Consider the following 13721-nt stretch of genomic DNA (forward strand, 5'->3'; position numbering starts at 1 on the left):
AGTACCATTTTTTAATATCTAAGAATTAGCTACTTCTATTATACTGTTCGCGATAACCTCTGTAGCATTTGGATGATAAAATGTTTTCAATCTTTCAATCATTTTTCTCTTGAGATTTTCATCATTCATAATAGTGTCTATTTTCTCAATTAATATATGCTCGCCAAGATTTGCCTCTTCAAGTACTAATGCAGCACCTATACCAGCTAATGCATAAGCATTCATTCTTTGATGATCGTTGGCACTATGAGTAATTGGAACAAGAATTGCAGGTTTTGCATTTGCAGCAATTTCAGTAATAGATGTGGCCCCAGCTCTGCTTATAATCAAATCGCTTGCAGCAAAAGCATCTCTGAGCTGGTTTGCATTCATGAAAGGAACAGCATAATATCCTTCACGTCCAGACTTTATTCCCAGGTATGCAGCCTCTTCAATAACCTCATTAAAATGTTCTTGGCCAGTTTGATGAATAACCTGATAATAAGGTAAAATTTTCGGAAGAATTTTTATTATAAAATTATTAATAGTTTGAGAACCCTGACTTCCTCCTAATACTAATATTGTTTTTTTTGACTCAGTAAATCCAAGTTTTTTTCTTAATATTAAAGGATCGCCTTCGGTAACTTCAAAACGTATTGGATTTCCAATTAATGCAGTTTTTTCTTTTGGAAAATATTCTTCAGCAGAAGGATAAGCTACTGCTATACGATCAGCAAACTTAGACAGAAATTGATTTGCTATTCCAGGAATACTGTCTGATTCATGAATCATTATTGGTATCCGGTATATCCAAGCAGCTATCACTATAGGTACTGCTACATATCCTCCTTTGGAAAAAATAACATCAGGAGTAAACCACAGTAAAATCCATAATGACTGGAAAAATCCTATGGGCAGCTTAAAAAAGTCTAAAATATTTTTTAATGAAAAATAGCGACGCATTTTTCCGCTTAAAACAAATTTTGCCGGAATATTTTTTTCCGACATTATTTCCTTCTCCATTTGAGCACCTGATCCTACATATAAAATTTCAAGATCAGGACCAATCTTTTTTCTAAGCTCATCTATTACTGCAATTAGAGGCGTAAGATGACCACCCGTTCCACCTCCTGTTAATAATACACGCATAAATTTTTATAAATCATTTATTTTTTATATTTTTAGACTTTGCTTATAAAAAGCATCGTTATTAATTATATTATAGCAATATGATGCTAAAAAATCTACTTCTTTAATTAGTTTACTTGCAGTTAATATTCAAATGTTTTGAAATGTTAAGCAAAATTCCTACGGCTGACATTAAAAAAATAAGTGATGTTCCGCCATAACTTACAAATGGAAGAGGAACGCCTGTGAGTGGAACCAACGCTATATTAGCACTTATGTTAATGAAAGCCTGAAAAGCTATCCACATTATTACGCCTGTTGCCAATAATCTTCCAAACATGTCTGGCGAATTCTTTGCGATTTTTATGCCACGTAAAGCTAGCAAAACTATCAAAACAACAAGGGTTACGGCTCCGATAATTCCTAATTCTTCTCCTATTATGGCAAAAATTGAATCACCTACTGGTTCTGGTAAATAGTTAAATTTTTGCCGGCTATGGCCTAAGCCGACTCCCAAAAGACCTCCCGATCCTATAGCTAATAAAGCTTGATTGATTTGATATCCAATTCCTTGCGGATCAAAACCTCTGTCAAGAAAAGTTGCTATACGATTGAAACGATAAGGTTCAATTTTAACAAGTATCCAAAGCAAAAAAAATCCTAGTATGCCCATTGAAAAAATATGCTTCAGGCTAGCTCCAGATATAAAAAAAATTGAAATAGAGGTAAGTAAAATTACACCTAAAGTTCCTATATCTGGCTGCTTTATAATTAAAAATCCTATAAATGCCATAATTCCTAAAAAAGGCAGAAATCCTTCAAGAAAATCTTTTATTCTGTGAACTCCTCTGCTTTCAAGCCAGGCAGCTAAGTAGATTATTATGGAAAGTTTTGCCATTTCTGAAGGTTGAAATGAAAATGAACCAAGCTGAATCCAGCGACTGGCACCATATATTTTTGTTCCAATCCCAGGAACAAAAACCAAAATAAGAAATACTAATGAAATAAAAAATAAAGGCACGGAAACTTTTTTCCAAAAATGATAATCTATCTTAGAAAAAGTATATAGGGCTATAATTCCAGGAATAACACCAAAAAATAACTGGTGTTTAAAAAAATAATATTCGTCAGCAAAACGCGTTTCGGAATAAATAACTCCTGCACTGGCAATCATAACCAGCCCGAAAGCCAGCAGGATGAGCACAACGGTAAGCAATGTTTTATCTACTGACTTTTCATACATAATTTTTGTTTTGAATTTTTCTTTCTCCATTTTTCTATTTCCTTGTGATTTCCGGATAATAAAATTTTTGGCACTTTCCACTTATTAAAAATTTCTGGTTTTGTATATTGTGGAAATTCAAGATAGCCTTCTTTTGAATGTGATTCTATTTTTGTGCTTTCGTTGTTGCCTAGAACCCCAGGAATTATCCTAGAAACGGAATCTGCTACAATCATAGCTGGGATTTCGCCGCCAGTCAGAACGTAATCTCCTATAGAAATTTCTTCATCGGCAATATATTTAGCTACCCTTTCATCAACTCCTTCATATCTTCCACAAATAAAAATAAGTTGATCGTATTTTGAAAGCCTTTTAGCATCTTTTTGTGTATATTTTTTACCCTTAGCGGAAAATAAAACAATCCTTACTTTTAACTTTCGACTCCTGATTTTTGATTTTAAAGATTGAACACATTTATATATTGATTCAATCTTAAGCACCATTCCGGCTCCTCCGCCATAAGGCGTATCATCCACAGTTTTGCGTTTGTCAGTCGTATAGTCACGTAAATTATGAATGTTAATATCTATTAAGCCATTTTTCCGCGCACGCTTGAGGATTGACTCATTGAAATACGAATCAAAAATCCTAGGGAAAATTGTGATAATATCAAATTGCATATGATTTCCTTTTTAGCTTAACTATGGCCATTTTATCATATTTTTGGGAAAACAAAAACCCCAGTTACAGTTGCTAAATATTTTTTTTTATATTATCCTTATTTCAGATAATTAATTATTAAAAAAATAAATTATATGACAGGAAACATATTTTCATCCTTAGAAAAAGGGTCTCGATTACCAGAGGAACCGTTAAATCTTCATGGTGATAAAAATGGAAAAGAACAAGAACCTTTAACAAAAGAATTTCATGTGTGTGATTCAATGAGAACACAATTACTAGAAGAAATTGAACAAGCTATTAGACTTCTTAGTAACTTTGATCCAGACTACAGTCCAGAGGAATTAAAAGGAATAACAGAAAAATATCATTTGATACCAAGAAACAACATTGATGTTGTACTTGGGGAATTAAAAAATATGAAAAAAAAGTTCGAAGATAATACTTTTTACATGAACTCTTTAAGGAATATGAATTTTAAACTAGTATTATCTGAACGGGAACCCAAAGAAGCTGATAAATATTTGATGGATGGTTTAATATCAGGAGCTGCTCAGAAACACTAAAATTCAATAAAATTAAAAATAGCAAAAACCCCAGCAAAAAACTGGGGTTTTTATTATATAAAGAATTTTTGAACAAATTACATATTTCCTAAAACATCATCGATGCTTTTCTTGGGTTCATCTGATGTTTTAGCTGGTCTTTCACCGCGATTTGAACCTTCCGGTTCATTAATCTTAAGATTTACGCGTGCATTGTTCCTTGCTCCGATAACTCTCAAAATTGTGCGGAGAGCCTTGGCTGTCTGGCCTTCGCGGCCAATTACCATTCCCATATCAGCGGGATTTACATCCAGTGATATCAGGACGCCCATTTCATCAATTTTTCTTTCAACCTTTACATCATCAGGATTATCAACGAGTGCTTTTACAGCAAACTCCAAAAACTCCTGATCAGTAGCTCTTTTGTCTGTCATAATTATGCTTTCTTTAATTACTGATTAATAATAAGAAAGATTCATGAAATAGTTGACCAAACCATTTCTATTCTATCTTTCTAGCTAAAATTATAATCTGATTTTTTGTTTTTGTCAATCACGCTAAAAATAAAACAAATAAGTAAAGATAGTTTGAACTAATTTTTCCTTCTTTTAAATAAAACTGTTACCGTTTTTAAGCATATTTGTATATCAAGCCATAGTGACCAATTTTCTATATAATAAACATCTAACTTATACTCATCTTCAAATTGCAAATCGCTACGTCCTGATATCTGCGCCATACCCGTAACTCCCGGTTTTATAGTAAGTAAGCGCCTGTGATATTCATTATACTTTTCAACTTCTCTTTTCTGGTGTGGTCTTGGACCAACAATACTCATTTCCCCTTTTAAAACATTGAAGAATTGAGGTAATTCATCTATTGAATATTTTTCTATAAAATTACCCACCCTGGTTTTGCGAGGATCATTTTTTATTTTATACAAAGGACCATGACGTAAACTATGTTTTTCTATTAATTCCTTTTCATATCTTAAAGCCTCTTCGATTTTTTTATTTTCTTTAGTGACACAATATTCCCACTTCATATAACGGAATTTATAGGCAAAAAATTTTCTGCCATCATTGCCGACACGTTCATTTTTATAAATTATCGGCCGTCCAGTTTCCATCCAAACAGCAGCAGCAACAACTAGCATAATTGGAGAAAAAAGAATAATAAGCAAAATCGATCCGATAATATCAAAAGTGCGTTTTAATATTTTGCCCCAGCCATCTAACGGAGTATGCTTAACTTCTATAATTGGTTCTCCATTAAAAATACTGGCTTCAAATTTCGCCGTTTGTAGGGTTGTTGGCATAAACTTATAGGCGATATTATTTATTGCACAATAGTCTATAAGCTTTTCCTGTTCTGAATCAGTTATAGATGCATCACACGTTATTATTTCATCAACTCCTAACTTGTTCCTTATCTCTTTAATTCTGTGAATACTGGCTGAATCTATATTGGAAACAATTTTATAACCTGAATATAGATTGTTTCTTATGGCTTTTTTAATAAGTTCAATCTTGTCGTTATTGCCTATAAGAAGAAGTCTGTGAACACCTATACCTTTGTATCTAAAGAACAATTTTTGTATTTCACGCAACATTGACCTTCCAATTATCACATATACCGTTGCCAAAACCCATCCCGCTAAAATTATAAAACGAGAAGAAAACCACTCTCTTTTTAAAAATATACTCACAATGATAGCGACTAGACCTATAGATGTAGCAGAAAAAACCTTTAAGGATTCTCTTCCAAATTTACGAGTCACTTTCAAGTCATATAACCCCTCAAGAGCATAAATTAAAATAAAAAAAGGAACTATCATAATCACAACAATAATGTAGCTCCTAAATGGAAAATTATAAAGTTTTGGCTGAAGCGCAATGATTTGGGGAATATCACGAATGGCAAAAGCACTAAGCGCTGCCAATATTATCATGGCTATATCCATTGGAACCTGTATTGCACTGAAAAACAATTCACTGCGTTTTTTCATTTTTATTCTTTAAGTTTAAAATTTATCAAGGCATCTCATAAGCCGGATTCTGTCAAGGATAATCATTTATCTATTTCCGATATTGCTATTGGAAATTAAGCGACACTTCCAGTACTTCCTAGGGGAGTGCTAGATACGGTCTTGCATCCGGGTAAGGTTTTAGCCGTTTCACCTCTTATATTACTATAAGAACTTACCCTATTTTTTCAATAGGATAATTTAATTCTTTCGAATTAAATCGTCTCTGCTCGCACCTCTAAAATTACTTTCGACGGGAGTTACCCGCTACCCCGCTACCTGTCATTTATAAGTGACAGGTGAATGTCCGGACTTTCCTCTCTAATAAAAAATTAGAGCGATTATCTCAATGCCTTGATAAATTATAATCTCAAAGAACTCTATATATTATAGCATAATGTGACTAATCAACTTTATATAAAAAATACTATTTTGTCAAGTTTCATTGATCACTTCTAATGCTATATTATGGCTTATTTAAAGCAATATTTTCATTTTTAATTAATATTTTTCCTTAAAATACCATTCATAAACCTCTTTAGTAACTGGTAAAGCGCTAGAATGTCCTTCTCCGCCCCCTTCAACAAGTACTACCATTGCAATCTGAGGATTATTATATGGTGCAAATGATATAAACCAACCATGCGTTTGATTATTTGACCCAAATTGTGCTGTACCAGTTTTTCCCGCAATATCAACTGGAAGATCCTTGAGCGACTGTGCTGTTCCTTCTGTCACAACCTGGCGCATACCTTCTCTAATAACATTTATTATATCAGGAGAAACAAAATTCGAACGAATAACTTGTGGCTGTATTAAAGTCAATATTTCATCACCTTTTTTTATTTGAGAAACTATATGAGGTTTAAAAAGCGTACCACCATTCGCTATGGTTGATGTATAATTAGCAAGCTGAAGAGGAGTTGCTGTTATATATCCCTGACCTATAGCAGCATGATAGCTATTACCAATAGACCATTTTTCCCCAATTTTATTCTGTTTCCATTGTTCATCTGGAATAAGCCCACTAGATTCTCCCCCTATATCTATGCCCGATAATTGGCCAAATCCATATAAGTTATACCATTTTTTCATTCTGTTCATGCCAAGCCCTTCAATTTTACCATAACCACCTCCGATAGTATAAAAAAATATATCATTACTTTCAGCAATAGCTTTGCGTACATCGCTTGGAGCATGCGCCTTCCAATCACCAAAGGAATAATTGCCTATTTTGAGCACTCCACCTAAACCACTTATAATTGTTGAGGGGGTTATAATGCCTTCAGATAAAGCAGCTGTAGCAATTACAGGTTTTATTGTAGAACCAGGAGGATATTCACCGGATATTGCACGATTAAAAAGTGGCTTATTTGAATTATTTATTAATTTTGAATAATCGGTTTCTGATATTTTTTGAGCAAATAAATTATTGTCATAACTTGGTATACTTATCATAGCTAACACTTCTCCATTTTGTGGATTTATCGCAACTGCTGCAGCAGTTTTTGTTTTTGTTTTTTCCAAGATATCATTAAGACTGTCATATATTTTTTTTTGCAAATTAGCATCAATGCTTAATACTAAATCACTCCCAGGATTTGGATTTATTATTCCTAATTCCCGCTTTATATTTCCCATTGAATCAACCTCCATTTGATTAGCGCCACGAGTACCCCTTAAAAATTGTTCGTACGACTTCTCTATGCCATGTTTACCAATATAATCAGTAAGTGAATATCCTTGTTCTTTTTCGAGTTCTTTTTTTTCAATTTTTCCTTCATATCCCAAGATATGAGAAAATATTGAACCATCCATATATGAACGAATCGCTGTTTTTTCAATACTGACACCTGGAATAGAATTATTTTTTTCAAGCAAAACAAGAGATTCATCTTGAGAAATGTGTTCTTTAAGTAAAACAGCATTGAGAGAATTTGAAACACTATTTTCTAATTTTGTTCGAATTTCATTTTCGTCCATTTTTAAAACATCTGAAACAATATTCGCTATTTCTTTTATTTTTTGTTTATCTTTTGGAATGTCGGCTGGTATAATAACAGCATCGATACTTGGGATATTACTAACTAAAGCATTGCCACTTCTGTCAAAAATTCTTCCCCTTGATGCTTGTATAACAACTGATCGAATGCTATTGCCTTTAGAAACATCTTTGTAATAAGCTCCTCTTATTACTGTCAAAAAAAATATCCTGCAAAAAAGAGCTCCGAAAGCAATTAAAATAATCCACCAAAAAACAGTAAACCATTTTTTCTCAAAAGGTTTTTCCATTCTGGCAGCTTCTTTTTCTGTAGCCGTAAGCACATAATCTTCAATCTCCATCCCGGAAAAAAACTTTATAATACTACGTTTACGTTTTGGCATAATTATTTTTCTAATTTAAAGAATTCTTTGATTTTTTTAATCAGAAAAAATAAAAACAAAAACAATATCGAATTAGACATAATCTGAAAAGCTATATGTTTCAGACTGCCGAATATTTTCCAATATAAATGAAGATCTTGAAAATTCCAGACTGTTATTAAAGCTATTATACTTTTAGAAAGAAGAGTGGCAATGATAACAAACATGAACAGCAATACCCACCCTATTCCTTTAACCTCCAGGGACAAGCGTCTGGAAAAAAAACTCACAAAATAAACAACTAATGAGAATATTAAAGCGTGTTCTCCTATTACTGAATAAGAAGCTAAATCATATAATATACCGAGAATTATAGACCAGCCTAGGAATGCAAAAAATCCATCAATTACAGATAGCACCAGCACTAACATTAATACTATATCTCCATTAAAATTTGACCCTAAAATAACCGGCAATATACTGGTTTGAATTACTATTGCTATAAAAAAAATTAACAAATAAATAAGCTTTTTTTTCATTATTATTTATTGTTTTTAATAACAAAAACCATGCGTATATTTGAAATTTGAAGCGGAGCTGTTAGCACAGCTTGTTGAAAAAGATGGTCTTCGGATTGATGTATTTCTTGAATAGTCCCGACATAAAGTCCGCGTGGAATTTCGCCGCCAATGCCAGACGTAATTACACTATCACCTATACTAATAGAATCTGTTTGAAGCACCATATCGAATATAATTCCAAGTCCGTATTCTCCTTTTGCAACCCCTTTGGCACCGCTTTCAACGTCTATTATATTTACAGTGCTTTTAGGATTAGTCAGGAGCATTACCTGTGAACTTTTTCTATTAACTTCATATATACGCCCTATTATAATTCCTTTAGAAACAATTACTGGCATCCCTGGAAAAATTCCATCTTCGCTTCCTTTATCAATCTCCAGCCAATTGCCGGTGCCACTTGGATCATAGCTAACTATAAAAGCAGCGGATAAATCATATTTGTCACGTGGAATCAGATTTAATTGTTCGCGAAGTGTTGTATTTTCATTTTTTATATCACTAATTGATGCATTTTCAAATAAAAGTACTTGATTATCCCTGATAAGTTGTTCATTTTCGCTTTTAAGTTGATCTATTGATATGATAAATTCCTTAATGTTATTAATTCCAACAGAAAATGAATAGAAAAACTTTTGAAAAGGTTTTAGTGAGGCTAAAAAACCAGAGCGAACAGGTTTAAAAATATCAGAAGGATTTAAAAAAATAAGCAGCAAAAATAATGCTGCAATTATAATAATTTTGAAAAATTTAGTATGAATAAATTTCTGCATTTATTTTATAATTTTTATTTGAACGATTTTTCTCTTTGATCCTCCACCAGAACATCTTTAAGTGTTTCTATATCTTCAAGAACTATGCCGACACCACGAACAACTGCAGTTAGGGGATCCTCCATCATTCTTACTGGCATTTCAGTCTGATTTGCAACCAATTTATCCAAGCCACGTATCAAGCTTCCACCGCCAGCTAAAATAATTCCTCTCTGCATTATATCAGAAAGCAATTCTGGAGGTGTTTCTTCAATAACTGTTTTAATATTATTAATTATGATTCTTATTGAACGTGAAATTGCTTCTCTGATTTGTTCATCATTAATAATAGCTTCTTTAGGCAATCCACTGACTAAATCACGTCCACGCACTGAAATTTTTAAAGACTCTTTAGGTGGATAGGCACTTCCAACGGCAATCTTTATATCTTCAGCTGTTTTTTCACCTATTAGTAAATTAAATTCATCGCGGCAATAACGTATAATATCTTCATTCATTTCATCACCTGCTACTCTTAGGCTTCTAGCACTTACCACTCCGCCTAGGGAAATTACGGCAATTTCTGATGTTCCACCACCAATATCAACAACCATATTTCCTCTTGCATCTGTAACTGGAAGACGAGCTCCTATTGCAGCAGCCATTGGCTCTTCTATAAGAAATGCTTCACGGGCTCCCGCATTTAAAGCAGCATCGACTACAGCTTTTTTTTCAACTTCCGTAATGCATGAAGGAATACCAATTAATATTCGCGGGCGCGGTGAAAAAGAAAAAGAATCTTTGTTTATCTTTTCAACAAAATATTTAAGCATCTGTGTTGTTACTTCAAAATCGCTAACAACTCCATCTACAAGTGGCCTTGTTGCAACAATATGACCTGGCGTTTTTCCAACCATACGTTTAGCTTCTCTTCCAATTGCAAGAACCTGCCCGGTACGCTTATTGATTGCAACTACTGATGGTTCATTAATTACAATTCCCTTGCCCTTAAGATAAACAAGTGTGTTGGCGGTTCCTAAATCAATACCTATATCACGAGATATGTTATTGAAAAAATTCCCAAAAATACGTTGAAATATGTTTTTTACTTTTTCCCCCATAATATATTTATTTAAATAACACAAAAAGGCTTTCCTAAAGGAAATATTTGCTTTTAAACTTATTGTGTTTTTTGTTTTTACCTTATTTTATAATAAGGCAAGCTAACCTTAATGTCAAAAAATGAAGCTATAAACCAAATTTAAGTTTATTAGCAACATGCTGTTCAAAAGTGGCTGAATAAACTGTATTTTTTGGATTTTTTGGATCAGTTAAGAAATAATTATAATTTGTCTTTTCGGGATTAAGAGTTGCATGTATAGTATTTATGCCAGGATTAGATATAGGACCTGGAGGCAAACCCTTGTATTTATAGGTATTGTATGGCGATTCAACTTGTGTATCTTCATATGTATATTGAGCCTTATTTACACCTAAAATATAGGCTAGAGTGGCACAAGACTGAAGATTACGACCATCGGCAATTCTTTTCCAAAATATGCCTGAAACTATTTTGAAATCTTCAATTGTGCTGACTTCTTTTTCTATTATACTTGCCATGGTCAATATTTGAAAGATAGATTTTTTTTGAATAGCGATTTCATTTTTTATATCATCATTCATTTTTAATTCGGTATTATTTAAAATCTTTTTTAAAATACCTTCTGGAGTAGCATCTTTTGAAAAATTATAAGTGTCAGGAAAAAGATATCCTTCCAGCGAAGCGCTTTCAGGTTTATCTGAAAAAATAGAAAACTGGGAAATGATATCTTTAGGAGGATCATTTACTAAGTTTAAAAAAGCTTTTCCATTAAAACCTTTTTCGTCCAAGCGATTGGCCATTTGTTTTGCTGTCCAACCCTCAGGAAAGGTTACGCTCACGAAGGCCTTCTGCGGATTAGTTATTAAAGTAGCAACTTCTGGAATTGTAAGATTTCCACTTAATAAATATGCTCCTGGATAAATTTTGTTCATTAGATTATGCGACTTAAGATAGAGCCAGAAATATATTTTATTGGAAATAATTCCTTCTGATTTAAGATTTTTTGCTATAGCAGTATTACCTTCCCCTTTTTCTATATTAAATATTTTATTTGAATTTCTTGTTCCATGAGAAAAATATATTTGATTATAAATATAAAAAAAAGTTCCTATAATGGCTACAGCAATGATAAATATTATGATTATTTTTTTTCCTAATCTCATTTAGTTTGTTTATTAATTATTTTCGTCATAAATAAATGGTACAAAAGAAAAACCCGGATATTTTTCTATATAAATATCATCTTCCCCCCTCTTTTCAACATACCAAACTGAATTCCTTACTGGAATAACCATCTTACCTCCTATGGATAATTGTTTTTCAAATACTGGGGGAATTTCATCAACTGAAGCACTAACCAGAATCCTGTCATAAGGAGCATTTTTTTCAAATCCATTTTTTGCCGATTCACAGTAAACCTCCGCTATTCCTTTTTTAATGAAACCAAATTTATTAATATTCTTCTTCCCAATTTCGCATAAATCTTTTATTTTTTCCATTGCCGTCACCCTCCCTTTTTCTCCCACAATATGGGCTAAAAGTCCTGTTGTCCAGCCTGAACCACTTCCAACATCCAATATGTTTTGTCCGCGTTTCGGATCTAAAAGTTCAAGCATGAAAGCAACTGTCAGTGGCTGAGATATTGTCTGTCCGCATCCTATGGGCAAAGGTATGTTTGCATCCGACTGAGAAGAAAGGTCTTCTGGAACAAACTCAATCCTGTGCACATTAGAAAAGGCATCAATAATATCATCATTGCGCAAGTATCCGTTTTTTATTAAATCATTAACAAGGCGACTCATAGAAATTTCTAATAATTTTTTAAAATTATGAGATTTTAAAATATGTATTTAACTATATTCCTATTACTTGCACTATAACATCGCGCTTTCTAGAACCATCGAATTCAACCGCAAAAATACTTTGATTTTTACCAATTGTAAGTTTGCCTCTTTCGATAGGAATTGTCTGACTAACTCCTGTTAAAAATGATTTGCAATGCGAGTGTCCATTACTCCTGCCGTCTGAATGCGAAGCCTTACGCAACTCAAATAAATCATGCGAATATTGGTCATCAACTGGAGCAAGTTTATATAATACCTTCATGAAATCCTGCATAAGCATAGGTTCGTTATGATTAATAACAATGCCCATAGTAGTATGCGGAGCAAAAACAATCGCACATCCCTCTCGGACTCTTGAATCATCGATAATTTTTTGAATTTGTTCAGTTAAATCAAAAAATTCTACTTGGCTTTTGCTTTCCAGATCAATTTTTTGTTTGTATATTTTTTCCATAAATTTTTTTATATTAATTTAAAAAATTACTTATTTTTGTCGTATATTTCATTTTTATTTTACTACAATTATTGTTTTATACAAATGTGATTAACTTTTATTTTCAGTAAGTTTCATTTTTTTATAAACACTTCCAGCTGCAACTGCACCTTCAGCTACTGCTGTAGCAATTTGGCGAAATTTATTTGAACCTGTTGTGACATCTCCTGCTGCATAAACATGTTCAAGATTTGTGCTCTGATCAGATTTTACAATTATATAATCATGTTCATCAGTTTTAACCCCTAATTCCTTAGCAACTACAACCCCAGGCGCAGAACCTATTTCTATAAAAATACCCTGCGTCTCGATTTCTTTTTTTTCTCCATTTTTTGTTGTATATGATAGTCCAGAAACTTTTTCATCTCCCAATATCTTTTCAATCTCGCTGAAAGATTCTTCTTTTATTTTTTCGTTACTCTTTATTTTTTCTTCCCAAGCTGGTTCAAAACATTTTGTCCCTTCTTTGTATAAAAGATGTACGGAATTCGCAAATTCAGCCAGATGAAGCGAGGCCGTGGCTGCGCTGTCGCCTCCACCTATGACAGCCACATCTTTATTTTTGAAAAACATTGCATCACAGATTGCACAATAGGAAATACCTCTGCCAATAAATTTTTCTTCATTTTCAATATCAAGCTTTCTTGGATTCATACCAAGCGCAAATATAATGGATTTGCATTCATATTTTTTGTCTTCGCCAATAAAAACAGCAAACCCGCCAGGAACATTATCAATGTTTTCCACTGTCGCAGATATTATTTCTCCTCCCAGAGCTGTTGCTTGTTTTTTAAAGCGTTCTGTTAATTCCTGTCCTGAAATTGATTCAAAACCAGGATAATTTTCTATCTGCCAAGCTTTTGTAATCTGTCCTCCGATTTCAGCTCCTATAACAAGATGTTTAATTTTATAACGAGATGCATAGATAGAAGCTCCTAGCCCTGCTGGACCTGCGCCGATAATAATAAGATCGTACATAATTTTATATTGCCTTTTTTAATATTTAT

General features: G+C 33.0%; 14 protein-coding genes and 1 other RNA gene. 1 reads left to right on the top strand and 14 read right to left on the bottom strand.

Going from position 1 to position 13721, the window contains the following annotated elements:
* Positions 1–18 precede the first annotated feature (18 nt).
* The 3 genes from murG to trmD form a co-directional block, all read right to left on the bottom strand.
* Positions 19–1128, bottom strand: coding sequence for an undecaprenyldiphospho-muramoylpentapeptide beta-N-acetylglucosaminyltransferase (gene murG / locus PLR68_01205; protein HOW60362.1), 1110 nt, complete (start codon positions 1126–1128; stop codon positions 19–21).
* A 112-nt stretch (positions 1129–1240) separates the two neighbouring features.
* Positions 1241–2380, bottom strand: coding sequence for a putative lipid II flippase FtsW (gene ftsW / locus PLR68_01210; protein ID HOW60363.1), 1140 nt, complete (start codon positions 2378–2380; stop codon positions 1241–1243).
* Entirely contained in the window at positions 2332–3009 is a 678-nt protein-coding gene (gene trmD / locus PLR68_01215; protein HOW60364.1) for a tRNA (guanosine(37)-N1)-methyltransferase TrmD, read from the bottom strand. The genes ftsW and trmD overlap by 49 nt, the downstream gene beginning before the upstream one ends.
* Before the next feature lie 135 nt (positions 3010–3144).
* Between trmD and PLR68_01220 the strand changes: the two genes are divergently transcribed.
* The gene (locus tag PLR68_01220) at positions 3145–3576 is read left to right on the top strand and encodes a hypothetical protein (GenBank protein ID HOW60365.1); all 432 of its coding nucleotides are present in this window, start codon (positions 3145–3147) and stop codon (positions 3574–3576) included.
* Positions 3577–3653: 77 nt separating this feature from the next.
* On the opposite strand, the gene PLR68_01225 is transcribed toward PLR68_01220, so the two are convergent.
* From PLR68_01225 to PLR68_01275, 11 genes are all read right to left on the bottom strand, one after another.
* Positions 3654–3989: a KH domain-containing protein gene (locus tag PLR68_01225; protein ID HOW60366.1), complete on the bottom strand. Its 336-nt coding sequence runs from the start codon at positions 3987–3989 to the stop codon at positions 3654–3656.
* A 158-nt stretch (positions 3990–4147) separates the two neighbouring features.
* Positions 4148–5563, bottom strand: coding sequence for a sugar transferase (locus tag PLR68_01230; protein ID HOW60367.1), 1416 nt, complete (start codon positions 5561–5563; stop codon positions 4148–4150).
* Positions 5564–5585: 22 nt separating this feature from the next.
* Positions 5586–5938, bottom strand: an RNA gene (gene rnpB / locus PLR68_01235) — RNase P RNA component class A.
* A gap of 144 nt (positions 5939–6082) precedes the next feature.
* Positions 6083–7966 carry a penicillin-binding protein 2 gene (gene mrdA, locus PLR68_01240; protein ID HOW60368.1) on the bottom strand — a complete coding sequence of 628 codons (1884 nt, stop codon included), beginning with the start codon at positions 7964–7966 and terminating at the stop codon, positions 6083–6085.
* A gap of 2 nt (positions 7967–7968) precedes the next feature.
* Complete coding sequence (gene mreD, locus PLR68_01245; GenBank protein HOW60369.1) at positions 7969–8484, bottom strand: rod shape-determining protein MreD; 516 nt, start codon at positions 8482–8484, stop codon at positions 7969–7971.
* A gap of 2 nt (positions 8485–8486) precedes the next feature.
* Positions 8487–9296 carry a rod shape-determining protein MreC gene (gene mreC, locus PLR68_01250; protein HOW60370.1) on the bottom strand — a complete coding sequence of 270 codons (810 nt, stop codon included), beginning with the start codon at positions 9294–9296 and terminating at the stop codon, positions 8487–8489.
* Positions 9297–9310: 14 nt separating this feature from the next.
* Positions 9311–10396 (bottom strand): rod shape-determining protein, encoded by a 1086-nt coding sequence (locus tag PLR68_01255; GenBank protein HOW60371.1) that lies wholly within the window; start codon positions 10394–10396, stop codon positions 9311–9313.
* Positions 10397–10523: 127 nt separating this feature from the next.
* Positions 10524–11540 carry an endolytic transglycosylase MltG gene (mltG, locus tag PLR68_01260; GenBank protein ID HOW60372.1) on the bottom strand — a complete coding sequence of 339 codons (1017 nt, stop codon included), beginning with the start codon at positions 11538–11540 and terminating at the stop codon, positions 10524–10526.
* A gap of 12 nt (positions 11541–11552) precedes the next feature.
* Positions 11553–12179, bottom strand: coding sequence for a protein-L-isoaspartate O-methyltransferase (gene pcm / locus PLR68_01265; GenBank protein HOW60373.1), 627 nt, complete (start codon positions 12177–12179; stop codon positions 11553–11555).
* A 52-nt stretch (positions 12180–12231) separates the two neighbouring features.
* Complete coding sequence (locus PLR68_01270) at positions 12232–12675, bottom strand: secondary thiamine-phosphate synthase enzyme YjbQ (protein ID HOW60374.1); 444 nt, start codon at positions 12673–12675, stop codon at positions 12232–12234.
* 90 nt (positions 12676–12765) lie between these two features.
* A complete protein-coding gene (locus tag PLR68_01275; protein ID HOW60375.1) occupies positions 12766–13692 on the bottom strand; it encodes an FAD-dependent oxidoreductase in 927 nt (308 codons plus the stop codon).
* Positions 13693–13721 lie beyond the last annotated feature (29 nt).

The sequence above is a fragment of the Candidatus Moraniibacteriota bacterium genome (assembly GCA_035390125.1).
Taxonomy (GTDB): domain Bacteria; phylum Patescibacteriota; class Minisyncoccia; order Moranbacterales; family GWC2-37-73; genus DAOOTD01.